Genomic DNA, 23,010 nt, shown 5'->3' with positions numbered 1-23,010 from the left:
CGCGGCGGCGCGGCCGAACGGCCGTGCCGCCGCGGCCGGACCGGGCGTTGCTCGCCGTGCCGGCCGGACGGCCGAGCGCCGTTTCAGCGGTTCCAGTCCTGTTTCGCCGCCCGGACCAGCTTGTCCTTCAGTTCCCGCGTGTGCCGGCGGCTGACCGGCAGCTCCGTCCCGTCGATCACCACCACGTAGCCCGAGTTGACCAGCCGCAGCTCCGCGATCAGCTTCAACTGCACCAGGTACGACCGGTGGATCCGCACGAAACCGGCGTCCGCCCAGCGCTCGGCGAGGGTGGCCAGCGAGACCCGGACCAGGTGCGAAGCGTCCGCGGTGTGCAGCCGGGCGTAGTCGCCCTGCGCCTCCACCCAGCGCACCGCCGAGCGGGGCAGCATCCGGGTCGTCCCGGCCAGCTCGATCGGGATGGTCGGGTCCTCCTCCGCCCGGGCCAGGGCCGCCGGGTGCGACGGCACCACCCGGGAGCCGATCACCCGGCGCAGCGACTCGGCCAGCCGCTCGGCGCGTACCGGCTTGCGCACGTAGTCGGTGGCGCCCAGGTCGAACGCGTCGACCGCGCCGTCGTCGTACGCGGTGACGAAGACGATCGCCGGCGGCCGGGCGAACCGCCGCAGCACCCGGGCCAGCTCCATCCCGTCCAGCCCGGGCATCCGGATGTCCAGGAAGACGACGTCCACGTCGGCGTCGCGGAGCACCCGCAGCGCCTCGGTGGCGTCCCCGGCCGTGTGCAGCCGGGCCACCCGGGGATCGGCCCGCAGGTGGTACGCCAGCTCGTCCAGCGCCGGCGGCTCGTCGTCCACCGCCAGCACCCTGAGAAAACCGGATGCCGTCACTGCGCTGACCCCGCCGTTCGCTCGCCGCGCTCGCTCACGAACCCGCCCGTACCCCGGGATGGAACTTCGGCACCCGCATGCTCACCTTCGTACCCGAGCCCAGGCCGGTCTCGACGGTCAGGCCGAACCGGTCCCCGAAGACCGACCGCAGCCGCTCGTCGACGTTCGACAGGCCCACGTGCTGCCCCGCGTCGTCGGTCGGGTCGCCGCCCGCGGCGGCCAGCTCGGCAATGCCGGCGGTGAGCGTGGTCGGATCCATCCCCACTCCGTCGTCCTCCACCGTGATGTGGCACTCGGCGCCCGCGTCCCGGGCCTCGATGCTCACCATGCCGGTGCCCGGCTTGCGGGACAACCCGTGCCGGACCGCGTTCTCCACGAGCGGCTGGAGGCAGAGGAACGGCAGGGTCACCGGCAGCACCTCCGGGGCGATCTGCAGGCGCACCTGGAGCCGGTCGCCGAACCGGGCCCGCTCGATGGTCAGATACCGGTCGATCGAGCGCAGCTCCTCGGCGAGGGTGGTGAACTCGCCGTGCGCCCGGAACGAGTACCGGGTGAACTCGGCGAACTCGAGGATCAGCTCCCGGGCCCGCTCCGGGTCGGTCCGGACGAACGAGCCGATCGCGGTCAACGCGTTGTAGATGAAGTGCGGGCTGATCTGGGCGCGCAGGGCGCGTACCTCGGCCCGGGCCAGCCGCTCCCGGGACGAGTCCAGCTCGGCCAGGGCGAGCTGGTCGCCGGCCCAGTGCGCGGTCTCCAGGGTCGCCTGCACCAGCCCCGGGGCCGGCTGCTCGTCGGCGATCGCCACCAGCGCCCCGACCACCCGGCCGTCCGCGCTCAGCGGCGCCACCACCGCGCCCCGCACCGGGCAGTCCACCAGGTCGCAGCGCAGCTCCGACTCCCGCAGCACGGTCGACCGCCCGGCGGACGCCGCCCGCCGGGCCGCCGCGAGCAACTGGTCGCCGTGGTGCGCGCCGCGCCCGTCGAGGGCGAGCAGGGCCTCCCGGTCCGTCAGGGCCAGCCCGGCCGCGCCCACCAGCGCCCGCAGATGGCGTACGGCCTTCGCCGCGCCCGTGCTGCTCAACCCGGCCCGCAGCGGCTCGGCGGCGAGGCCGGCGGTGTGCAGCACCTCGTAGGTGGCCCGCTGGGTGGCCGTGGCGATGCCCCGCCGGGCGCGCAGCCGCAGCACCGCCCAGAGTGCCGCGGCGAGCGCGGTGACCAGCGAGACGACGCCGAAGACGGCGGAGAGGTTGCCACCCACGGCCCAGATCCTCGCGGCTCGGCGGCCGCCCGCCAAGGGGTCAGTACGCGCCCTTGCGGGCCACCACCACCCCGATGGTCCGCCACAGGATGCTCAGGTCGTACGCCAGCGACCAGTTGTCGACGTAGTAGAGGTCGAGCCGGACCGCCTCGTCCCAGGAGAGGTCGGAGCGACCGGAGACCTGCCAGAGCCCGGTGATGCCCGGCCGGACCAGCAGCCGGCGGCGGACGTCGCCGAGGAAGTCACCGTCGTCGGCCGGCAGCGGACGCGGCCCGACCAGCGACATCTCGCCCCACAGCACGTTGATCAGCTGGGGCAGCTCGTCCAGCGAGGAGGCGCGCAGGAAGCGGCCCACCGGGAACACCCGCGGATCCTGCTTGATCTTGAACAGCATGCCGTCGGTCTCGTTCTGGTCGACCAGGCTGGCCAGCCGCTCCTCGGCGTCGGTGTACATGGTCCGGAACTTCCAGACCCGGAAGGTCCGCCCCTCGTGCCCGACCCGGGGCTGCCGGAAGAAGACCGGCCCGGGGTCGGAGATCCGGATGGCGACCGCGATGGCGAGGAAGAGCGGGATCAGCAGCACCAGGCCCAGCCCGGCGGCCATCCGGTCCATCAGGTTCTTGACCAGCAGCGCCGGGCCCGACAGGGTCGGCTCCTCGACGTGCAGCAGCGGCAGGCCCTCGATCGGGCGGATGTGCACCCGGGGGCCGGCGATGTCGGTGAGCTGGGGCGCGACCACCAGGTCGACGCCGGAGCCCTCGAGCTGCCAGGCCAGCCGGCGCAGCTCGCCCGGCTCGGCGCTGGCCGAGCCGCAGACCGCGATGGTGTCCCCGCCGACCTCCCGGACCAGGGCGAGCACGTCCCGGCCGGCGTAGACCGGCACCGGGGTCTCGATGCCGCGCGCGGCGGCATACCCGTCCGTCAGGTGGATGGCCACCGGCACCAGGCCGGCCCCGGGGCTGCGGGTGACCGTGGTGTAGACCTCCAGGCACTCCGGCAGGGTGCCGACCAGCACCATCCGATGCCCGGCCTGACCCGCCCGGCTCCGGACGACGTGCAGCAGGAAACGGGCGACGAGGCGCTCCAGCAGGATCAGCACCAGCGCCCCGAGCAGGGCGAAGCCGACCGTGTAACGCGAAAGGTCGGTCTTGGTGGCGAACGCGATGAACGAGACCGTCGCGGCGACCGCGACACCACCACGGATCACCCGCTTGAACTCGTCCGGCCCCAGGCCCAGGTAGCGCCGATCGTATGCCCGGTTGCCCCAGAGGATGATCAACCAGCCGAGCGGCAGCAGCAGGAACGCCACCGTGTAGAACCAGGTGGGGTCTTCCTTGGCGTTGTAGAAGCCGGCCCGGGCCTGGCCGAAGGCACTCTGCGCGATCCAGTCGGCCGCCACCACTGCGACGAAGTCCAGCAGGAGCAGGATCGCGGTGTAGGGGCGGTGCCAGCGGGACACCCGGCGACGGGCGCGGGCCCACGCCGACCGGGGTACGCCGTTGTGCGACGGCGGAGTCGGCGGCTGGATCTCGAAGCTGTCGACGTGCCGCACGCTCTTGCTCCGGCCTGTGTTGGTTACCGGGCGCTGGAGGCTTGTCGTCACCTCAACCCATGTCCTCCCGCATGACACGCGCCCTCACTCGCCGTGAGGACCCGGGTCGCCCACCGTCCCAGTCTCCCACGCGGGCCCGGTCGGGACGGCCCCCCGGAGGGAGATGCCGTCCGTCGGTGCTCGTGGGGATCTGGCCGGCTCCGTATCGGTTGTGAAGCCGGGGACCGAGCCACTATACCGATGGATGGCGGCCCCGGTAGAGGCGCGAGTGGGACGTTCGGCGATCCGCGGCCGATTCCTCTCCGTAGTCGTCCCGTGTGATTACTCACCGTACGAGGCGTGACAACCTTCGGTCAGCGAGCGGCTTGCCGCCGGTCTGGCAGGTCGGGCAGTACTGGAGGCTGGAGTCGGCGAACGAGACCTCGCGGACGGTGTCGCCGCAGACCGGACAGGGCAGCCCGGTCCGGGCGTGCACCTTGAGGCCCGAGCGCTTCTCCCCCTTCAGCTCGGCGGCCCGCTGGCCCATCGAGCGCCGGACCGCGTCGCCGAGCACCGCGCGGGTCGCCGCGTGCAGCGTGGCGAGCTGGTCGTCGGTGAGCCGGTCGGTGATCGCGAACGGGGACAGCTTCGCCGCGTGCAGGATCTCGTCCGAGTACGCGTTGCCGACCCCGGCCAGCACCGCCTGGTCGGTCAGCACCCCCTTGACCTGGCCCCGCCGGCTGCGTATCCGCTCGGCGAAGGTGGCCAGGTCGGCGTCGAACGCGTCCGGGCCCAGCTTCGTCACCCCGGGCACCAGCGCCGGGTCGGTCACCAGGTACGCGGCCAGCTTCTTCTGGGTGCCGGCCTCGGTCAGGTCGAAGCCGGAGCCGTCGTCGAGGCGTACCCGCAGGGCGATCGGGCCCTTGCCGGGGCGCAGCGGGGCGGTCGACGGGAACGCCTCCCGGTAGTGCAGCCAGCCCGCGCGGGCCAGGTGGACCACCAGGTGCAGCCCGCCGTCGAATCGGACGTCCAGGAACTTGCCGTGCCGGCCCGCGCCGACCACCGCCTTGCCCGCCACCGCGCTCGGCGGCGGATCGTACGTCTTCAGGGCACTGATCGCGGCGACCTCGACGCGCTCGACGCGCCGGCCCACCGCCCGCTCGCGCAGGTAGCCGGCGAGCGCTTCCACCTCCGGTAGTTCGGGCACCGTACAACGGTAGCCTTCTTTCCCGTGAGAATCGTGGTGGCGCACAACCGGTACCGGGAAGCCCAGCCCTCCGGCGAGAACACGATCGTCGACGCGGAGATCGCCCAGCTCACCGCGGCCGGGGTGGAGGTGCTGCCGTTCCTGCGCAGCTCCGACGAGATTCCCACCATGTCGAAGCCGGCCAAGGCGCTGCTGCCGATCTCGCCGATCTGGGCGCCGCAGGCCCAGCAGGACCTGGACCGGCTGCTCGCCGAGCACCGTCCGGACGTGCTGCACCTGCACAACCCGTACCCGTTGCTCTCGCCCTGGGTGGTGCGGACCGCGCACAAGCGCGGCGTGCCGGTGGTGCAGACGGTGCACAACTACCGGCAGGTGTGCTCCTCCGGGCTCTACTTCCGGGACGGGGTTATCTGCCAGGACTGCCGAGGGCGGGCGCTGGGCGTGCCGGCGATCGTGCATCGCTGCTACCGGGGCTCGCGGGCGCAGAGCGCCCTGATGGCCACCACCCTCGCCGTGCACCGCCCGACCTGGCGGTCGGTGGACCGGTTCATCGCGCTCACCACCGCGGTCGCCGACCACCTGCGGGACTACGGCATCCCGGACGAGCGGATCGTGGTCAAGCCCAACGCCGTCCCCGACCCGGGTACGCCGGCGCCGCTCGGCGACGGGTTCCTCTTCATGGCCCGCCTCACCCCGGAGAAGGGGCTCGACCTGCTGCTGGAGGCGTGGCGACGGCATCCGGTGGGGGCCCTGGGCACGCTGCGAATCGCCGGCGACGGCGAGCTGCGCCCGCTGGCCGAGGCGGCCGCTGCCGACCGCCCCGACGTGGTCTACCTGGGCCAGCTCGACCGGGCCGGGGTGTGCGCCGCGATCGAGGCGAGCGCCGTGGTGCTGGCGACCTCCACCTGGCACGACGTGCTGCCGACCGTGATCATCGAGGCGCTGGCCAGCGGCCGGCCGGTGCTCGGCACCGCGCTCGGCGGGATCCCGTACCTGGTCGGCGCGGACACCCCACGGGAGCCCGCGGGCACCGGGCCGGCCGAGGTGGCCTCCGCCGTCGCCGGGGATTCCGCTGGCCCGGCCATCCCCGACGGTGTCCAGGTGGGCGAGGCCGGCTGGGTGGTGGCCCCGGACCCGGCCGCGCTGGCCGCCGCCCTGCCGGTGGCGCGGGCCGGTGCGGCGCGGCTCGCCCCGGCGGCCCGGGCCCGCTACGAGCGCACCTTCCACCCCGACGTGGTCACCAAGCGCCTCATCGACATCTACGCGGATGTCGCGCGGAGTCGGACGGCGATCGCCGGGGACCGCTGATCCTGCGGACCTCCGTGGGTCATCACCGAATGTGATCCGCCTCGGTGGTCGCCCAGGTCTCACTCAACGTAACCGGCGAAGGGTGCCCGCTCGGGGAGTGCTGCACCCGCCCCTGAGCATTTTCGGCGCTGAGCTGGGCCGATGCCGGATTCCCAGGGATTCCCACCAGACCCCGCTTCGCCGCCTTTGCTCTGCAGCCATCGACGCAACAGGCACTTTCAGCTACCGCTGCGCCGGTGGCTGCAGAGCAAAGCGAGTGGGGTGGTTGGGTGCGACCGCTTTCGGAAGGTCACTCACCGTAACCCGGGACTGTTGGGCGTGGCCGGTCCCAGCCGCGGTCGTCAGCGGAGGGAGGCGCGGGCGGAGAACGCGATGCTGGCGAGCAGGAAGCCGCCGTTGACGATCGTGAAGGCGACGACCAGCCAGACGGCCAGCGCCGGGGCGAAGGTCAGCACCAGGCCGGCCAGGAAGATCACCGCGCCGTAGTCCCGGACCAGCTTCACCAGGCGTACCGGGAGCGAGGACGAGGTGACCATGCTGGCCGCGTTCGGGCCGGCCTGCATCACCGAGGTGACCAGGTTGACCATCCAGGTGCCGGCGAAGACCGCCACCAGCCAGGTCGGCGTCGACGGGCGCTGCGCCACGACGGTCGCCCCCAGGGCGGCGACGAGGGCGATCTGGGCGGCCACGTCGCAGAGCACGTCGATCCGGGCACCCGCCGAGCTGCCCTGCCCGGTGACCCGGGCGAGCTGCCCGTCCGCGCAGTCCAGCGCGTAGGCGAGCTGCCAGCCGACCAGGGCGACCAGTCCGACCGCCCAGGCCGGGACGTCACCGGCGGCCACCGGGCCGGCGAGCGCGATCACGGTTACCGAGGCGGTCAGGCCGAGCACCAGGTTGGTGAGGGTCAGCGCGGTGGGACGCAGCCCGAGCCGCTGGGCGACCAGCGCGAAGAACGCCCCGATCCACTGGCTTATCGACTCGCTGAACAGACCGCCACCCCGGTTGGCCCGGTGGAAGTCGGCGACGGCGGGCCGGGACGGGTCAGCCAAGGTCATCGCGAAGTTCATCGGCGTAATCTCCCAGCCGCCGGCGGGTCTCGTCGGGCGACATCGCAAGGTGTTCGAGGATGGTGTAACGGCCCGGCCGGGTGGCCGGCGCGTACTGCACGGCCTCGACGAACTGCTCGTCGGTCAGGCCCAGCTCGGCCGGCGTGGTCGCCAGGCCGTGCCGGTGCAGACAGCGAACGAGCTGCCGGAAGCGCTCGGTCTCCCCGCGCAGGAAGGTGCAGAACAGCGCGCCGAGGCCGACCTGCTCGCCGTGTGAGCCGGTGCCGGGGTAGAGCTTGTCGATGGCGTGCGAGATCTCGTGGTCGCCGCCGCTGGCCGGTCGGGTCGACCCGCACACCGAGCTCGCGATGCCGCCGAGGATGAGCGCCTCCGCGAGGGTGGTGAGGAAGCCGTCGTCGGTGATCTTGCCGGGGTGGTTGAGCAGCGCCTCGGCGCCCGTCCGGGCGAGGGTGAGGGCCAGGCCGTCGATCGGTTCGCCGCGTACCTCGTGCGCCAGCTCCCAGTCGGCGCAGGCGCTCAGGTTGCTCACCGCGTCGCCGATGCCCGCCTGGGTCTGCCGGTCCGGCCCGCTCTCCACGAAGTCCAGGTCCACGATCACCGCGATCGGGATGTGCACCCCGTAGGAGCCCTTGCCGCCCTCGTGATCGAGCGAGGCGGTGGGCGAGGCGATGCCGTCGTTCGCCAGGCTGGTCGCCACGGTCACCATCGGGATGCCGTAGCGGGTGGCGGCGTACTTGGCGGTGTCGATGGTCTTGCCGCCACCGATGCCCACCACGGCGTCGTATTGGCGGCGGCGCAGCCGGTCACCGAGCTGGTTGGCCGCGTCGATGGTGCCGCCGGTGACGGTGAACACGTCGGCCGCGCCGAGGGACGGCCGACACAGCTCGACGATCTTCTCGCCCTGACCGGGGCCGACCACCACCGCCACGTCGCCCCCGGTGGAGATCCGGCGGTCGGCGAGGAGCGGACCGAGGTCGGCGACCGCACCGCGGCGGACCTCGATCGCCAGCGGGGTGTTGACGGTCCGGGCTAGTAGCGGCACGCGATCTCCCACGCCCGAGCCAGGTCGGCGTGGTTGTCGACCTCGACCCAGGAGACGTCGCCGATCGGCGCCGCCCGCACCTCGCCACCCCGGTCGGCGAACTCCTGGTAGCCGTCCTCGTAGTAGAGGTTCGGGTCGCGCCGCCAGGTCGCCTCCAGGGCGTCGGCGAGCGCGTCGGCCACCTGTGGCTCGATCAGCGTCGCGCCGATGTACTCCCCGTACGCCTCACCCGGGTCCATCAGCTTGGTGATCCGGGTGAGCTGGCCGGCCGCGTCGAAGGTGGTTTTCATCTCCTCCTCGGCCAGCGGCTTGAGGGTGTCGACGGCGAGCAGGATGGCCGGCCCGCGCTCGGCCAGCAGGGTCTTCTCCACGCTCACCGGGTGCACGGTGTCGCCGTTGACCAGCAGCACGCCCCGGGAGAAGTGCTCCCGGGCCAGCCAGAGCGAGTAGGCGTTGTTCCACTCCTCGGCCTTGTCGTTGAAAACGAGGGTGATCTTGACGCCGTACTTCTCCTCCAGCGCCGCCTGCCGCTGGCGGACCGCGTCCGCCGCGTAGCCGACCACGATCACGATTTCGGTCAGGCCCACCTCGGCGAGGTTGCGCAGCGCGATGTCGAGGATGGTGATCTCCCCGTCCACCGGCACCAATGCCTTCGGCAGGGTGTCGGTGTACGGGCGCAGCCGACGCCCCGCACCGGCTGCCAGTACCATCCCGATCATGCCGACGCCTCCCCACGACTGACACATGGTCATCGTGGAGAATAGCGTCACCGCCCGGCAGTGCTCCGGCCAACTGGTGTTAGCCGGTCGTTCAGCCAGGAAGCGCCCTGAATTCGGCTATAATGCGCGGCCGTTTCCGCAGCTCAACGGCGTCGGTCACCGCTGATCGAACGCCGGGCGGCGAAGGCGTCCGCGGCGATCAGCTCGTCCTTGATGTCGCGGCATGCTCGTGGCGGTGACGGGCTTGTCCCGGTACGCATCGATGGCCCACCATGTCCGTACCGAGGCCACCGTCCCACAGGGGTGATGCGTGATGCAGGTTCGGGAAGCGATGTCCAGTGAGGTTCTCGTGGTCGGCCCGGAGCACACGCTCCGCGAGGCGGCCCAGATGATGTCGGCCCGCCGGGTCGGGTCGGCGGTCGTGATCGACCCGGACTCCGAAGGGGTCGGGATCATGACCGAACGCGACGTACTCAAGGCGATCGGCGCCGGGCTCGATCCGGATGTCGAACGCACCGGAGCCCACCTGACCTGGGATGTCGTCTACGCCGGCCCGGACTGGACGGTGGAGGAGGCGGCGGTCGCCATGGCCCGCGGCGGCTTCCGGCACCTGGTCGTGCTCGACGGCCGGGAGGTGGCCGGGGTGATCTCGGTACGCGACCTGATGCGGGTCTGGGCGCGGGAGCACGCCGCCGCGAAGGTCTGAGCCGAGGGCGGAAATGACGATGGCCCGGCCGGAACGGCCGGGCGGTCGTCAGATCACGGGCCCGGCGAAGGCCGCCGGGGCCCGCCAGTCCACCTTGTCCACGCCGGCGGAGCGCCCGAGGTACGACAGCTCACGAGCCCGGTTCGGATCTCCGGCGGCCCCTGGTCGGACGGATCGACCGCCCGCATGTTGAACTTCGCGTGTATGCCGGTCGGAGCGGCCGGACCAGGCCCTAGGCTCGTGCGCATGACCGCCGAGCAGCTGATCTCTTTCGCCCGTGGCGCTCCCTCGCTGGACATCGTCGATGTCGAGGGGCTCAAGGCCGCCGCCGTCCGCGCGTTCGACGCCGATCCCGCCGGGATCACGGCGTACGGCACCTCCGTCGGTTACCCGCCCCTGCGAAAGTGGATCGCGGACAAGCACGGCGTCGAGGCCGACCAGGTGCTGATCACCAACGGCTCCCTCCAGGCCGACGCCTTCCTCTTCGACCACCTGGTCCGCCGCGGCGACGCGGTGGTGGTCGAGCGCCCCACGTACGACCGGACGCTGCTCAACCTCCAGCAGATGGGCGGCGAGATCCACGGCGTGTCGATCCAGCCCGACGGTCTGGACACCGCCGAGCTGCGCAAGCTGCTGGAGTCCGGGGTGCGCCCCCGGCTGGCCCACGTCATCCCGAACTACCAGAACCCGGCGGGCGTGACCCTGTCCCTGGAGAAGCGCCGCGAGCTGCTGGACCTGGCCGCCGAGTACGGCTTCACGATCTTCGAGGACGACCCGTACGCGGACATCCGGTTCCGCGGCGAGCCGCTGCCGTCGATGCTGTCGATGGACACCCGGGGCGTGGTGGTGCACGCCTCCAGCTTCACCAAGACGGTCTGCCCGGGGGTCCGGGTCGGCTACCTGGTCGGCCCGCCGGAGTTGATCGCCGGGATCGCGAAGCGGGCGACCAACCTCTACATCTCGCCCGGCATGGTCTCCGAGGCGATCGTGCACCAGTTCTGCGTCTCCGGCGACATCGAGCGGTCGATCCAGACCGTGCGGACCGCCCTCGGCGAGCGGGCCCAGGTGCTCGCGGAATCGCTGCGCCGGCATCTGCCCGAGGCCCGGTTCGTCGAGCCGGACGGTGGCTACTTCCTCTGGGTGGAGCTGCCGGAGGACGTCGAGGTCGACCGGGTCGCCCCGGCCGCCGCCGAGCGCGGGGTGGCCGTGGTCAAGGGCAGCGACTTCATGATCGACGGCGGTCGGCACGCGCTCCGGCTGGCGTTCTCCGCAGTGACCGCGGACCGGATCGACGAGGGTGTCCGGCGGCTGGCCGAGGCGGTGGCGGCCGTCCGGGGCTGAATTTCTGTCGGGTTTCTGACAAAAAGGCGATACCGGCCGGTTCAGCACTCCCGCTGGGCCGGCCGGCGGCTCACAATGCTGCGAGCGCCGTTCGCCTGTCGTTGACGGGTCCGTTGCCCGGGGAGCCGCACCCGGCCCTCGTCCGGACCCCCGGCGCGCGCAGCACAACTCCCGCCCCCAAGGGTGCCGGGTGGGCCGTGTCGCCCCTCACCCCCCTGACGCGGCCGGCCCGCCCGGCGCCACCTTCGCGGCGTGACCCCGGTCGCAGCGCGGCCGCCGCTGCCGGCCGCTCGGGCTGCGATTCGCCCCGATCGGCGTAACCTGCAAGCCGCAGCACCGTCGGAAGGGGGCGAGATGACGGACCGGGTGGCACGCGAGCGCACCGCCGGGCAGAACGGCGGGCGGATGATCAGACCACGGGCCTGGGCGGCACCGGTACGCGCCATGTCCCGCATTCTCAACGCCGACGGCTCTCCCCGGACGCCCGAGCCGGCCGACACCGGCCGCAGCGGGATCGTCGACTGCGGCCTCTACGTGGACGGCAAGCGCCAGTCGGGCGAGTGGGGTTACGCCGACGCCCTGGCGGCGGCCCGCAAGGAGCGCAACGCCTTCGTCTGGCTCGGCCTGCACGAGCCGGAACTGGACGAGATGAGCGCGATCGCCGCCACCTACGGCCTGCACGAGCTCGCCGTGGAGGACGCGGTCAAGGCCGAGCAGCGGCCCAAGCTGGAGCGCTTCGGCGAGGTGACGTTCCTGGTGCTGCGCACCGCCCGCTACTGCGAGCACGCGGAGCTGACGGAGAACTCCGAGGTGGTGGAGACCGGCCAGGTGATGCTCTTCATCGGGCCGAACTTCCTGATCAGTGTCCGGCACGGCGACGCCTGCCGGCTCGCGCCGGTCCGGGCCGACCTGGAGGAGAAGCGGGACCTGCTGCGGCACGGCCCGTGGGCGGTCGCGTACGCGGTCACCGACCGGGTGGTGGACCTCTACCTGGAGGTCGCCGACCGGCTGGAGGACGACCTCGACGTGTTGGAGGCGGACGTCTTCGACCGGCAGGGCAGCGGGCGGATCCAGCGGATCTACCAGATGAAGCGGGAGCTGGTGGAGTTCAAACGGGCGGTGGCACCGTTGCAGCGTCCGCTGCTCACCCTCACCTCCCAGGTCAACCGGGAGGTGCCGGAGGAGATCCGGCGCTACTTCCGGGACGTGCAGGACCACCTCAGCCGCACTGTGGAGCAGGTCAGCTCGTACGACGACCTGCTGAACTCGATCCTCCAGGCCCGGCTGGCCCAGGTCACCGTCGACCAGAACAACGACATGCGCAAGATCGCCGCCTGGGCCGCCATCGCCGCGGTGTGGACCGCGATCGCCGGCATCTACGGCATGAACTTCGATGTCATGCCCGAGTTGAAATGGACGTACGGTTACCCGGTCGTGCTGGCGGTCATGCTCACCATCTCGCTCGCCCTCTACCGCTGGTTCCGCCGCAACGGCTGGCTGTAGCCGGTCCCGGGCAACTGGAAGCGCCGGCCCGCACGGCCGGCGCTTCCGTGGTCGACCCGGGTCAGCGACCACCGCTGGACTTGGCGGAGTTCTTCCCCGCGTTCACTGCCTTGCTGACGTCGGTGGCCGGGCGGCCGGAGGTGTCCCGGGCACCCTCGGCGACCGAGGGGACCTTGTCGGTCGGCTGGACCACCGGCTGGCTGCTGGACTTGGCGGTGGCGGCGCTGCCGTTGCCGGCCATCGCCGAGTTGCCGGCGCCGGTCCGGCCGGCCTGGGTCACCTTCGCCGTCGGGTCGGGCGTCTCCACCACGATGGTGTCGACGTCCTCGCGCATCGGCTCCAGCGTGCCGGTCGGGTCGTACTCGGCCCACTCCTGCTGCTCGCGGCGGCGGCGCATGGCCATCGCGCCAGCCAGGCCGGCCACCGCGCCGGCGGCGAACAGGCCCGTCATCATGCCCCGCGACCGCTTCCGCTTCCTGGCGGCCTTGAGGTTCTTCGCCTTGGCCTGCCGCGTCACCGCGGCCTTCCGGGCGGCGGCCTTCCGGCCAACCACCGCCTTCTTGCCCGCGGCCTCGGCCTGCGCGTTGCGCACGGCCAGGACCAGCGGCGCGAGCGAGGCCGCCGTCGAAGCGAGCCCGTCCGACGCCCGGTCCCGGACCATGATCGCGGTGGGCGCGGCGGCAGCCCGGGCTGCCTGGACCCGCGGGCCGACACCCTTCGCGGCATGCGCCGCGGCCTGCCTCAGGTGACCGATGCCCTGGCTCAGCTCCGCCTTCGCGAGCTGCCCCCGGGTCTTACGCCGCCCGATTCCAAACACGGTCCCACCTCCTGGGAGTTGTTCCTCCGTCATCCTCCACCTTCGGATGCCTCCGCATGGCCAGATCGGGCACATGGGAGGATCCGCATGGAACTGACCAACGAGTGAGGAGTACCCGTGGCCGAGGCTGTCTACGCCACCTTGCACACCAACGCTGGCCCGATCCGGCTGGAGCTCTTCCCCAACCACGCGCCGAAGACCGTCCGCAACTTCGTCGAGCTGGCCGAGGGCACGAAGGAATACATCGACCCGCGGACCGGCCAGCCGGGCAGCGGGCCGTACTACGACGGCACCATCTCGCACCGCGTGATCAGCGGGTTCATGGTCCAGATGGGCGACCCGACCGGCACCGGTCGCGGCGGCCCGGGCTACAAGTTCGCCGACGAGTTCCACCCGGAGCTGCGCTTCGACCGCCCCTACCTGCTGGCGATGGCGAACGCCGGGCCGGGCACCAACGGCTCGCAGTTCTTCATCACGGTCTCCCAGACGCCGCACCTGAACAACCGGCACACCATCTTCGGGCAGGTCGCCGACGAGCAGTCGGCGAAGGTCGTGGACTCGATCGCGAACACCCCGACCGGCCCGAGCGACCGGCCGCTGCAGGACGTGGTCATCGAGCGCGTCGAGATCGAGCGCAAGCCGTCCTGACCACGGCCCGGGTACCTTTGCTCGCATGACTGAGCGCTCCGGGCAGACAGGTGACGCCACCGGAGGACCGACGCCGACCACTCCGGTCTGCTACCGGCACCCCGATCGGGAGACGTACGTCCGGTGCACCCGGTGTGACCGGCCGATCTGCCCGGAGTGCATGCGGGACGCCTCCGTCGGGCACCAGTGCCCCGAGTGCGTCAGCGAGGGACGCCGTAGCGTGCGGCCGGCGCGTACCGCCTTCGGTGGCGGTGCCGCCGGCCGCCAGGGCTACGTCACGAAGGCCCTGATCGCGCTGAACGTGCTGGTCATGATCCTGTCCATCGCCTCGGACCGGGGCGGGGACGCGGCCGTCGGCGGCTCCGGCTTCGGCGGCCTGCTCGGCGGCTCCACCCCGCTGACCCGCGGGGGCGGCGTACTCGCCTACGCCGCGTACGTCCCATTCGGCCCGCTCCACGGCATCGCCGCCGGCGAGTGGTACCGCCTGGTCACCGCGATGTTCCTGCACTACGGCCTGGTGCACCTGCTGCTCAACATGTGGGCGCTCTGGGTGCTCGGCCGGAGCCTGGAGGCGGTGCTCGGGCCGCTGCGCTTCCTCGCGCTCTATCTGATCGCCGGAATCGGCGGCAACGTCGCCGCCTATCTGTTCAGCCCGCCGAACTCCAGCACCGTCGGGGCGTCCACCGCCATCTTCGGTCTGTTCGCCGCGACCTTCGTCATCATGCGACGGCTGGGCCGGGACACCTCGGCCATCCTGCCGATCCTGGTGATCAACCTGATCTTCACGTTCACCGTGCCGGGCATCTCCATCGCCGGTCACCTGGGCGGCCTGGTCACCGGCGCGGTGATGGCGCTGGTCCTGGCGTACGCGCCGCGGATGCGGCGGACCGGGTTCCAGGCGGCGGGCGGGGCGATCGTGCTGGTCGCGCTCCTGGGGTTGGTCCTCGTCCGCACCTCGATGCTCACCGGCTGAACGGGCAGCCCGGCCGGCCCTGCCGCTGGCCGGGTCAGCCGCTGGCCGGGTCAGCCGGTCCCGGCGGCGCGGGCGGCGCGCAGCGCATCGGCCACCTCTTCCGGCGGCGCGTCCAGGTCGTACCGGCCGAACAGGTGCAACGACTCGCCCGCGTCGATCTCCAGCGTCTCGGCGGTCAGCCCCCGTCGGGTACGCCGTTCCACCCGGATCGCCTCCACGGCCGGCCAGGGCAGCTGCCGGCGGCCGGCGAAGCCCTGGATCACCGTGACGCCCTCCGCGTCCACGGCCAGCCGGACCGGCGCGACCAGGTCGCGTACCCCCCAACCGGCCAGCGCGGCGGCGGCCAGGCCGGCGAGCACGAGCTGGACCCGGTCGCCGCCGGCGAAGAGCAGGCCGAGCGCGACCAGGACGAGCGCCGCGACCAGCTTGGCCACCGGCAGGACCGCCGGCACCCGCCACTGCCGGGCCGGAGTCGACTGGGGATGCACGGTCCCAGCATGCCAGCCGACCCGTCCCCGGCGCGACGGACGGGTAGCGGGGGGAGGACGGCCGGCCGGGTGAGGACGTAGGATCGGGGCAGCCCAAGTTACCGGGGAGTAAACATGAGTGACGCGGTCATCGTCGGTGCGGTACGGACCCCGGTCGGGCGGCGCAAGGGCAGCCTCGCCGGCGTGCACCCGGTCGACCTGTCGGCGCATGTGCTGCGCGCCCTCGCCGAGCGGACCGGCATCGACCCGGGCCAGGTCGACGACGTGGTCTGGGGCTGCGTGTCCCAGGTCGGCGAGCAGTCGTGGAACGTGGCGCGCAACGCCGTCCTCGCCGCCGGTTGGCCCGAGTCGGTCCCCGGCACCACTCTCGACCGGCAGTGCGGGTCGAGCCAGCAGGCGCTGCACTTCGCCGCCGCCACCGTCCTCTCCGGTCAGGCCGACCTGGTGGTCGCCGGTGGCGTCGAGTCGATGACCCGGGTGCCGATGGGCTCCAGCGTGGCCGGCGGGATGCCGTTCAGCGCGGCGATCCTGGAGCGCTACCGCGGCGTCGAGGGCGTCGCCGCGGACAGCCCGCTGCCGTTCAACCAGGGCGTCGGGGCCGAGCTGATGGCGGAGCGGTGGCGCTTCTCGCGCAGCCAGCTCGACGAGTTCGCGCTGGCCAGCCACGAGAAGGCGGCCGCCGCGCAGGACGCCGGGGCGTTCGACCCGGAGCTGGCCCCGGTGGCGCTCGCCGACGGCGGCAAGTTCACCGCCGACGAGGGCATCCGCCGGGACACCTCGCTGGCCAAGCTCGGCGAGCTGGCCACCCCGTTCAAGGCCGACGGCGTGGTCACCGCCGGCTCCGCGTCGCAGATCTCCGACGGGGCCGCGGCGCTCGCGGTCACCACCAGCGAGTGGGCCAGCCGGCACGGACTGCGCCCGCTGGCCCGCGTACACACCGCCGTGGTCGCCGCCGACGATCCGGTCACCATGCTCACCGCCCCCATCCCGGCCACCGCCAAGGCGCTGCGCCGCGCGGGGCTGGGCATCGAGGAGATCGGGGTGTACGAGGTGAACGAAGCGTTCGCCCCGGTGCCGCTGGCCTGGCTGGCGGAGACCGAGGCGGACCCGGAGCGGCTCAACCCGCGTGGCGGGGCGATCGCCCTCGGCCACCCGCTCGGCGCGTCCGGTGCCCGGATCATGATCACCATGCTCCAGCACATGCGGGACAACGGAATCCGCTACGGCCTGCAGACCATGTGCGAGGGCGGCGGCATGGCCAACGCCACCATCGTCGAGCTGCTCTGATCGGACGATCTCCTCGCCCGCCGGTCGGCCACCCGTCCGGCCGGACCTGGCGAGCGCCGCCACCCGGCGATCACGGGCGCGCCCGCACTCGGCGGGCTGGGCCGGGGCCGGCGGCCGGACAACGAGTGCGAGTTGCATAGCTGGAAGTTCCAGAAATCGGGAGTGACCCATATCACCCCTGCTCACATGCTCGTTGCATCTTGCATGGACGTGTTCTCGCGAACGTTCCTTCCGGCCGCCGCCGAGACCGGCCTGGCGACCCAGACCGTCAGCCGGCACATGCCGGTGTTCCGCCGGTGCGTGGGCTCCGGCGACGCCACCATCCTGGTGACCCGATGCAGCCGCCCGGACCATCCGATCGGCGGCGAGTACCTGATGCTCCTCACCCACCGCCGCCTGGTGGTGACCCAGCAGACCCGGGTGCTGCACCGGCTGCGCCTGCACCTCAACACCGAACTGCGCGAGCTGAGCAACGTGACCTGGAGCCCGGACCCCCGGTCGCACAGCGTCGAGCTGGCCGCCACCGCGATCGACGGGGTCCGCGAGCGGTTCCTCATCCGTACCCACCACCCGAAGCAGGTGTGGCAGGTCGACGCCCTGCTCAACCACGCCTTCCGGACCCGGCTCCGGACGTCGGCGGAGCGGCTGGTCGCCACCATCGGCGAGCCGCCGGTCGGCACCCGGCCGGTCGTGTTCCGCCCGGCGCCGGTGCGTTGACCGGCTCCTTACCGAACCCGAACAGTCCCTGACATCCCGGTCGGGCGCCGGTCGGTAATCATTGGCCGGTGACCGCCGACACCGCGCCGCGCGGGCTCGTCCTCGTGGTCGAGGACGAGCCGGCCATCGCCGATCTGGTCCGGCTCTATCTGGCCCGGGACGGGTTCGCCGTACACCTGGAACGGGACGGCACGGCCGGGCTGGCCGCCGCGCGGCGGATGCGCCCGGTGGCCTGTGTGCTCGACATCGCGCTGCCCGGCCTGGCCGGGACCGAGATCTGCCGGCGGCTGCGCGAGGCCGGCGACTGGACGCCGGTCATCTTCCTCACCGCCCGGGACGACGAGGTCGACCGGATCGTCGGCCTGGAACTGGGCGCGGACGACTACGTGACCAAGCCGTTCAGCCCGCGCGAGCTGGTCGCCCGGGTGCGGGCGGTGCTGCGCCGGGCCGCCGGGGCGGCCGCCGGGGCCGAGCAGCCCCGGGTGGTCGGCGCGGTCACCCTGGACCCGGCCCGCCGGACGGTCACCGCGGCCGGTGCCCCGGTCCAGCTCACCTCCACCGAGTTCGACCTTCTCGCGCACCTGATGGCCCGGCCCGGCCGGGTCTTCACCCGGGAGGAGTTGCTGGCCGGCGTCTGGGGGTACGCCGCGCACGCCGGCACCCGGACGGTGGACGTGCACGTCGCGCAGGTACGCGCCAAGCTCGGCCCGGCCAGCGTGATCCGCACCCACCGCGGCGTCGGGTACGCGGCCGATGCCTGAGCACACCCACCAGCCCACCGTCGCGCTGCCGGTGCTCGGGCCCCGCCCGGCCCCGCCCCGGCGGCGCCTCGCGCACACCCTGACCGCCCGCGCGGTCCTGGTCACCTGCGCGGTGGCGCTGGTGTCGGTGCTGGTCACCGCGCTGGTCGCGGTCCCGCTGGCGGTACGCGGCGCCGAGCGGCGCGACCAGGAGGCGCTCGCCGCCCAGGCCCAGCTCGCGGCCGGTGTGCTCCGGGTCAGCGCGGCGCGGCAGCGGGACGCCGCCGGGGAGCGGCTGATCCGCCAACTCCGCCAGCAGGACATCGACGTGTACCTCATCCGGGCCGGCCAGGTGGATCGCCCCGGCCTGCCCCGGCAGGTGGTGAGCCGGGTGGCGTCCGGGCGGGACGTCTCCGGCCGGCGGCTGGTCAACGGCGAACGGGCGCTGGTCGAGGGGCGGGCGCTGGTCGAGGGGCGGACGCTGGCCGGCGGCGACGGGCTAGTGCTGACCCGGGCCACCACCAGCGGACCCTGGCGGCAGGTGCTGCGCGGCCTCTGGCTGCCGCTGCTCGCCGGGCTCGCCGCCGGGGTGGTCGCCGGCCTGCTGCTCGCCCGCCGGCTGGCCCGGCCCATCCGGACCGCCGCCCGGGCCGCCGCCCGGCTGCGCGGCGGGGACCGGGCGGTCCGCGTACCGGTGGAGCCCCCGGACGAGGTGGCCGACCTGACGTACGCGCTGAACGGGCTGGCCGCCGCGCTGGCCACCAGCGAGGGGCGGCAGCGGGAGTTCCTGCTCTCCGTCTCGCACGAACTGCGCACCCCGCTCACCGCGATCCGGGGCTATGCCGAGGCGCTGGCCGACGGGGTGATCGAGGCGGATGCGGTGCCGGCCACCGGGCGGACCATGCTCGCCGAGGCCGAGCACCTGGACCGGCTGGTCGCCGACCTGCTGGCGCTGGCCCGGCTGGAGGCCGCCGACTTCCCGCTGGAGCCGGGCCCGGTCGACCTGACCCGGCTGGCCGCCGACGCGGAACGGACCTGGTCCGACCGGTGCGCGGCGGTCGGGGTGCCGTTCCGGGTGGAGACGCCCGGCGGGCCGGTGCCCACGTACACCGATCCGGGGCGGATCCGGCAGGTCGTGGACGGGTTGCTGGAGAACGCGCTGCGGGTCGTACCGCCGGGGGCGCCGATCGTGCTCGCGGTCCGGCCGGCCGGCGCGGACCCGGCCGCGGGCGGCGTCGTCGAGGTCCGCGACGGCGGACCCGGCTTCACCGACGACGACCTGGCCGTGGCGTTCGAGCGCGGCGCGCTGCACCAGCGGTACCGGGGTGTGCGCAAGGTGGGCAGCGGCCTGGGCCTGGCGCTCGCCGCCGGGCTGGTCCGCCGCCTGGGCGGCGACATCGCCGCCGGGCACGCCCCGGAGGGCGGCGCGGCCTTCGCCGTCCGGCTGCCCGGTGATCCTTACCTGACCCGAACATCGGCCTGACGATCCGCTCGTCCGCCCAGGCGACGATGACGGCACCACGGACCAGAGAGGACAACCGATGGCACGTCAGGGAATCGTCACCGGCGTCACCGCGCTGCTCGCGGCCACCGCGCTCGGCCTCACCGGCTGCGGCCCGGCCCCGCTCGCCGCGGACCCCGCGAAGGAGACCGCGGTCGAGGTGGCCGCCGCCATGGGGGCGGACGGTCAGGCGCTCGCCGCGCTGGGCTTCGACGCCGCCGAGCTGGACGTCGACCCGGTCGCCGCCCCCTCGGCCGCCGCCCCGGCCGGTGAGCAGGCCGGTCCGCAGGACAAGCGGGGTGAGCGGGCGGAGGAGTGGCGGAAGCGGCACCGGGCCCGGGTGCTGCTCCGGAAGAACACGCTGCACGGCGAGGTCGTGGTGCGGACCAAGGACGGCGGTACGAAGACGATCGCCGTCCAGCGCGGCCAGGTGACCGCCATCGACGAGCGGTCGATGACCGTGAAGTCCACCGACGGCTTCACGATGACCTGGACCTTCGGCGACAAGCTGCGGGTCGTCGAGCGGCGCACCACCGTGCGGTCCAGCGACATCAAGGTCGGCACCACCGTCGGGGTCGCGGGTGCCAAGGACGGCGACGGTGGCAGCGCCCGGCTGATCGTGGTGCCGGTCAGGCAGCAGTGAACGGCGGGGCCCCCGCTTGCCGCCGGTGGTAGCGGGGGCCCCGGTTGACCGCTCTGCTCAGTAGACGTGGGATCCGATGAAGTCGTCGTGGCCGTAGCCGACCGGGTTGGCGTACGACCGGGACTCGAAGGACCACTGCTGACGGGTGCTGGTGGAGCAGGCGGCCAGCCGGAGCCGCGGGGTCCCCAGCAGTGGGTTGTCGAAGCCGACGCAGAGGTTGCTCGCGCCGGCCGGCTTGAGCTGGTTGCCGGCGAAGACGAACTTCTGGTTGGGCCCGCCGTGGCAGTCGTAGCTGTTGACCGTGGTGCCGGCGGTCAGCGAGCCGCCGGTCACGTCCAGGCAGCGGTCGTGGGAGAGCTCGGAGTGCAGCGACTGCCGCGCCGGGTCGTACCAGAAACCCTGGTTCCGCCCGCCGTGGCAGGCGTACGACTGCTGCACGGTGCCGTTGCGCGAGTCGTATCCCTTGCCGTCCACGCAGGTGCCGGTGGCGACGTTGCGCAACTGCCGGAACGCCAGCAGCCCGTTGACCAGCACGCCCTGCCCCGTGCTGGCCGGGTCGACGCAGGTGGCCTGCTGCTGGCCTGCGGTCCAGAACTGGGTGATGCACTGGGCGAACATGCCGTGGCCCCGGTAGTTGGGGTGGAACGACTGCCGGGCCGCGTTCTCGTCCCAGATCCCGACCTCGATGTAGAGCCCGCGGACCGAGGTGTTGTCGGTGCACACCTCGTGGCCGTGGAAGAGCCGGCTGGCGTCCAGGTAGCGGGTCCCGGTGTTCGCGGCGGCCGCGCGCAGCGCCGACTCGAACAGCGGCACCGCCTTGTTCCGGGCGAACGCCATGTCGGCCAGGTAGAGCAGGCAGCCGCCGGCGTACCAGCCGGGGAAGTCGGGGTTGTCCTCGACGTCCGGGCTGGCCGGGCTCGGGTACGACATCAGCACCAGCTCGTAGTCGGAGCGCAGGTAGCCGGCGGAGGTCATGGTCTGCCGGATCGAGTTGATCGCGGCCTCGACCGCGACCCGACTGCCGTCGGTGCGGATCGTCCACTGGTCGGTGTACGTCGGCCAGCACGCCCCCTGGAAGAAGACCCGGCGGATCGCGCAGTCGGTGGCGACCGGCCCGAACTGGATGGTGCCTTCGCCGTTCGCGCCGACGACCACCCAGATCAGCTCGACGTGCGTGTTACGCGCCTTGATCGCCAGGTAGTCGCCCTGGTTCAGCTCGTTGTGCTGGGTCGGGCCGCCGGCCATCAGGTGCCACGGGGTGGCGCCCGAGCAGGCCAGGTTGTAGCGCTCGTCGGCCGGGATGCCGGTACGGAAGACGGCCTGGTCGTACGAACGGTCGCACCAGTTGCCGGGCTGATGGGTGCCGGGGACGTAGTTGCCCACCCCCTCCCCGGAGATCTCGCTGTCGCCCATGGTGACCAGGGCGGTCCGCCGCTGCTCCAGCGGCCGGAGTTCGGGGGATCCGTAGAGGGCGGTGGCCTCGGCGGCCCGGACGGTCTCGAGGGCGGCGGGGAGCGGCTGGACGGCCGGCCGATCGGCGGCGGCCGCGGGGTCGGCCGGTCCGACCAGGAGCGGCAGGGCGAGAGCGGCGGCGGACACGACGGCCAGGGCCCGCCGTCGGGTCGTCCGCGCGCGCCTGGCGGGGGTACCAAGCATCGACGCACTCCTTTCGGTTCAATCGCTCGACGTCGATTGAGTTACCGGAAGGTAACCCGAATGGAGGAGGGATGTGAATGCGTCTCAGAAACGTTGCGGCGGGTGCGGAAGTGGACCCTTCCGACATATCGGGTCGGCCGTGCGGGCGGCAGCGGACCGTCCGGATGTTCAACCTCGTCGAATTCGCTGCCATGCTTTGCTGACCGCGGGGACCAGCCAGGTTACGCTAGGCCCGATCTGCCGTCGCCACCGTGGAGCACCCGTGAAGCTGTCGATCCTCATGCCGGTCTACAACGAGGAAGAACGCATCGCGGATGCCCTCAAGCAGGCGTTGGCAGTGGACTACCCGTGCGAGATCGAACTCGTCGTCGTCGACGACGGCAGCCGCGACGGCACCGCCGAGGTGCTCGGCCGGGTGGACGACGCCCGGCTGCGGGTCATCACCCACCAGCGCAACGCCGGCAAGGGCGCGGCGATCAAGACCGCCGTCGACAACGCCGAGGGCGACTACCTGGTCATCCTCGACGCCGACCTCGAGTACGACCCGCAGGACATCCCGCGGCTGCTCGAGCCGGTGCTTGACGGCCGGGCGACGGTCGTCTACGGCAATCGGACCTTCGGCAGCCACAGCGCCTACAGCTTCTGGTACGTGATGGGCAACAAGGGCGTCACGATGGCGGCCAACGTGCTCTTCAACTCCTACATCGGCGACTTGGAGACCTGCTTCAAGCTGATGCCGCTGGAGCTCTACCGCTCGCTGCGGATCCGCTCCCGCGGCTTCGGCATGGAGGCCGAGGTCACCGGCAAGCTGCTCCGCCAGCGCATCCGCCCGTACGAGGTGCCGATCAGCTACCGCGCGCGGGGCCGCGAGGAGGGCAAGAAGATCACCTGGAAGGACGGCGTCGAGGCGATCTGGATCCTGGCCCGTGAGCGTGCCCGGCGCCGCCCGGTCGACTCCTGATCTCTCATCGCCAGGTCGCGGATGCGGCGGTGTCCCGGGCTGATTGATCCCG

At 72.7% G+C, this 23,010-nt stretch carries 22 protein-coding genes; 12 read left to right on the top strand and 10 right to left on the bottom strand.

Going from position 1 to position 23,010, the window contains the following annotated elements:
- Positions 1–83 precede the first annotated feature (83 nt).
- From ABZ783_RS03515 to ABZ783_RS03500, 4 genes are all read right to left on the bottom strand, one after another.
- Positions 84–845 (bottom strand): LytTR family DNA-binding domain-containing protein, encoded by a 762-nt coding sequence (locus ABZ783_RS03515; protein ID WP_357434340.1) that lies wholly within the window; start codon positions 843–845, stop codon positions 84–86.
- 34 nt (positions 846–879) lie between these two features.
- The gene (locus ABZ783_RS03510; RefSeq protein WP_357434339.1) at positions 880–2,103 is read right to left on the bottom strand and encodes a histidine kinase; all 1,224 of its coding nucleotides are present in this window, start codon (positions 2,101–2,103) and stop codon (positions 880–882) included.
- A 40-nt stretch (positions 2,104–2,143) separates the two neighbouring features.
- Positions 2,144–3,655 (bottom strand): sugar transferase, encoded by a 1,512-nt coding sequence (locus tag ABZ783_RS03505; RefSeq protein WP_357434338.1) that lies wholly within the window; start codon positions 3,653–3,655, stop codon positions 2,144–2,146.
- A 325-nt stretch (positions 3,656–3,980) separates the two neighbouring features.
- Positions 3,981–4,841: a DNA-formamidopyrimidine glycosylase family protein gene (locus tag ABZ783_RS03500; RefSeq protein WP_357434337.1), complete on the bottom strand. Its 861-nt coding sequence runs from the start codon at positions 4,839–4,841 to the stop codon at positions 3,981–3,983.
- Positions 4,842–4,865: 24 nt separating this feature from the next.
- Here ABZ783_RS03500 and ABZ783_RS03495 point away from each other — a divergent pair, with 24 nt between their 5' ends.
- Positions 4,866–6,149 (top strand): glycosyltransferase, encoded by a 1,284-nt coding sequence (locus tag ABZ783_RS03495; protein WP_357434336.1) that lies wholly within the window; start codon positions 4,866–4,868, stop codon positions 6,147–6,149.
- Positions 6,150–6,490: 341 nt separating this feature from the next.
- Here ABZ783_RS03495 and ABZ783_RS03490 read toward each other — a convergent pair whose 3' ends face one another.
- The 3 genes from ABZ783_RS03490 to ABZ783_RS03480 are packed head-to-tail and all read right to left on the bottom strand — an operon-like array spanning position 6,491 to position 8,977.
- A complete protein-coding gene (locus ABZ783_RS03490) occupies positions 6,491–7,216 on the bottom strand; it encodes a CDP-alcohol phosphatidyltransferase family protein (RefSeq protein ID WP_357434335.1) in 726 nt (241 codons plus the stop codon).
- Entirely contained in the window at positions 7,191–8,258 is a 1,068-nt protein-coding gene (locus ABZ783_RS03485; RefSeq protein ID WP_073837057.1) for an iron-containing alcohol dehydrogenase family protein, read from the bottom strand. The genes ABZ783_RS03490 and ABZ783_RS03485 overlap by 26 nt, the downstream gene beginning before the upstream one ends.
- Positions 8,246–8,977, bottom strand: a complete 732-nt coding sequence (locus ABZ783_RS03480) for a phosphocholine cytidylyltransferase family protein (RefSeq protein WP_073837058.1) — start codon at positions 8,975–8,977, stop codon at positions 8,246–8,248. The genes ABZ783_RS03485 and ABZ783_RS03480 overlap by 13 nt, the downstream gene beginning before the upstream one ends.
- Before the next feature lie 313 nt (positions 8,978–9,290).
- On the opposite strand from ABZ783_RS03480, the gene ABZ783_RS03475 reads away from it, so the two are divergent.
- From ABZ783_RS03475 to corA, 3 genes are all read left to right on the top strand, one after another.
- Positions 9,291–9,683 (top strand): CBS domain-containing protein, encoded by a 393-nt coding sequence (locus tag ABZ783_RS03475; protein ID WP_357434334.1) that lies wholly within the window; start codon positions 9,291–9,293, stop codon positions 9,681–9,683.
- A gap of 246 nt (positions 9,684–9,929) precedes the next feature.
- Positions 9,930–11,024, top strand: a complete 1,095-nt coding sequence (locus ABZ783_RS03470; protein ID WP_073837060.1) for a PLP-dependent aminotransferase family protein — start codon at positions 9,930–9,932, stop codon at positions 11,022–11,024.
- Between the two features lie 354 nt (positions 11,025–11,378).
- The gene (gene corA, locus ABZ783_RS03465; protein WP_357434333.1) at positions 11,379–12,527 is read left to right on the top strand and encodes a magnesium/cobalt transporter CorA; all 1,149 of its coding nucleotides are present in this window, start codon (positions 11,379–11,381) and stop codon (positions 12,525–12,527) included.
- Between the two features lie 61 nt (positions 12,528–12,588).
- Here corA and ABZ783_RS03460 read toward each other — a convergent pair whose 3' ends face one another.
- The gene (locus tag ABZ783_RS03460; protein ID WP_357434332.1) at positions 12,589–13,377 is read right to left on the bottom strand and encodes a hypothetical protein; all 789 of its coding nucleotides are present in this window, start codon (positions 13,375–13,377) and stop codon (positions 12,589–12,591) included.
- Between the two features lie 84 nt (positions 13,378–13,461).
- Between ABZ783_RS03460 and ABZ783_RS03455 the strand changes: the two genes are divergently transcribed.
- Both ABZ783_RS03455 and ABZ783_RS03450 read left to right on the top strand, forming a co-directional pair.
- Positions 13,462–13,992 carry a peptidylprolyl isomerase gene (locus ABZ783_RS03455; RefSeq protein WP_357434331.1) on the top strand — a complete coding sequence of 177 codons (531 nt, stop codon included), beginning with the start codon at positions 13,462–13,464 and terminating at the stop codon, positions 13,990–13,992.
- 25 nt (positions 13,993–14,017) lie between these two features.
- On the top strand, positions 14,018–14,965 hold the full coding sequence (locus ABZ783_RS03450) for a rhomboid family intramembrane serine protease (RefSeq protein ID WP_357434330.1): 948 nt from the start codon (positions 14,018–14,020) through the stop codon (positions 14,963–14,965).
- Between the two features lie 50 nt (positions 14,966–15,015).
- Here ABZ783_RS03450 and ABZ783_RS03445 read toward each other — a convergent pair whose 3' ends face one another.
- Positions 15,016–15,453 (bottom strand): PH domain-containing protein, encoded by a 438-nt coding sequence (locus ABZ783_RS03445; protein WP_357434329.1) that lies wholly within the window; start codon positions 15,451–15,453, stop codon positions 15,016–15,018.
- A gap of 114 nt (positions 15,454–15,567) precedes the next feature.
- Between ABZ783_RS03445 and ABZ783_RS03440 the strand changes: the two genes are divergently transcribed.
- The 5 genes from ABZ783_RS03440 (at position 15,568) to ABZ783_RS03420 (ending at position 20,341) form a co-directional block, all read left to right on the top strand.
- The gene (locus ABZ783_RS03440; RefSeq protein ID WP_073837066.1) at positions 15,568–16,740 is read left to right on the top strand and encodes an acetyl-CoA C-acyltransferase; all 1,173 of its coding nucleotides are present in this window, start codon (positions 15,568–15,570) and stop codon (positions 16,738–16,740) included.
- A 204-nt stretch (positions 16,741–16,944) separates the two neighbouring features.
- On the top strand, positions 16,945–17,457 hold the full coding sequence (locus ABZ783_RS03435; protein WP_357434328.1) for a hypothetical protein: 513 nt from the start codon (positions 16,945–16,947) through the stop codon (positions 17,455–17,457).
- Positions 17,458–17,525: 68 nt separating this feature from the next.
- Positions 17,526–18,218: a response regulator transcription factor gene (locus ABZ783_RS03430; protein ID WP_357434327.1), complete on the top strand. Its 693-nt coding sequence runs from the start codon at positions 17,526–17,528 to the stop codon at positions 18,216–18,218.
- Complete coding sequence (locus ABZ783_RS03425; protein WP_357434326.1) at positions 18,211–19,680, top strand: HAMP domain-containing sensor histidine kinase; 1,470 nt, start codon at positions 18,211–18,213, stop codon at positions 19,678–19,680. Before ABZ783_RS03430 ends, ABZ783_RS03425 begins: the two co-directional genes overlap by 8 nt.
- 58 nt (positions 19,681–19,738) lie before the next feature.
- Positions 19,739–20,341, top strand: coding sequence for a hypothetical protein (locus ABZ783_RS03420; protein WP_357434325.1), 603 nt, complete (start codon positions 19,739–19,741; stop codon positions 20,339–20,341).
- 57 nt (positions 20,342–20,398) lie between these two features.
- On the opposite strand, the gene ABZ783_RS03415 is transcribed toward ABZ783_RS03420, so the two are convergent.
- On the bottom strand, positions 20,399–21,997 hold the full coding sequence (locus tag ABZ783_RS03415) for a ricin-type beta-trefoil lectin domain protein (protein WP_357434324.1): 1,599 nt from the start codon (positions 21,995–21,997) through the stop codon (positions 20,399–20,401).
- A 262-nt stretch (positions 21,998–22,259) separates the two neighbouring features.
- On the opposite strand from ABZ783_RS03415, the gene ABZ783_RS03410 reads away from it, so the two are divergent.
- Positions 22,260–22,958, top strand: a complete 699-nt coding sequence (locus ABZ783_RS03410) for a glycosyltransferase family 2 protein (protein ID WP_357434323.1) — start codon at positions 22,260–22,262, stop codon at positions 22,956–22,958.
- The last annotated feature ends 52 nt before the right edge of the window (positions 22,959–23,010 follow it).

The organism is Micromonospora sp. NPDC047738, from assembly GCF_040642675.1.
GTDB lineage: Bacteria > Actinomycetota > Actinomycetes > Mycobacteriales > Micromonosporaceae > Micromonospora.
This window is presented reverse-complemented; position numbering and strand designations above follow the sequence as displayed.

What these genes read in the sequence shown, in the direction of transcription:
- ABZ783_RS03490 (WP_357434335.1), bottom strand. Translation starts at nt 7,216, where the DNA reads ATGAACTTCGCGATGACCTTGGCTGACCCGTCCCGGCCCGCCGTCGCC.
- ABZ783_RS03480 (WP_073837058.1), bottom strand. Translation starts at nt 8,977, where the DNA reads ATGATCGGGATGGTACTGGCAGCCGGTGCGGGGCGTCGGCTGCGCCCG.
- ABZ783_RS03475 (WP_357434334.1), top strand. Translation starts at nt 9,291, where the DNA reads ATGCAGGTTCGGGAAGCGATGTCCAGTGAGGTTCTCGTGGTCGGCCCG.
- ABZ783_RS03470 (WP_073837060.1), top strand. Translation starts at nt 9,930, where the DNA reads ATGACCGCCGAGCAGCTGATCTCTTTCGCCCGTGGCGCTCCCTCGCTG.
- corA (WP_357434333.1), top strand. Translation starts at nt 11,379, where the DNA reads ATGACGGACCGGGTGGCACGCGAGCGCACCGCCGGGCAGAACGGCGGG.
- ABZ783_RS03460 (WP_357434332.1), bottom strand. Translation starts at nt 13,377, where the DNA reads ATGACGGAGGAACAACTCCCAGGAGGTGGGACCGTGTTTGGAATCGGG.
- ABZ783_RS03450 (WP_357434330.1), top strand. Translation starts at nt 14,018, where the DNA reads ATGACTGAGCGCTCCGGGCAGACAGGTGACGCCACCGGAGGACCGACG.
- ABZ783_RS03440 (WP_073837066.1), top strand. Translation starts at nt 15,568, where the DNA reads ATGAGTGACGCGGTCATCGTCGGTGCGGTACGGACCCCGGTCGGGCGG.
- ABZ783_RS03435 (WP_357434328.1), top strand. Translation starts at nt 16,945, where the DNA reads ATGGACGTGTTCTCGCGAACGTTCCTTCCGGCCGCCGCCGAGACCGGC.
- ABZ783_RS03425 (WP_357434326.1), top strand. Translation starts at nt 18,211, where the DNA reads ATGCCTGAGCACACCCACCAGCCCACCGTCGCGCTGCCGGTGCTCGGG.
- ABZ783_RS03420 (WP_357434325.1), top strand. Translation starts at nt 19,739, where the DNA reads ATGGCACGTCAGGGAATCGTCACCGGCGTCACCGCGCTGCTCGCGGCC.
- ABZ783_RS03415 (WP_357434324.1), bottom strand. Translation starts at nt 21,997, where the DNA reads ATGCTTGGTACCCCCGCCAGGCGCGCGCGGACGACCCGACGGCGGGCC.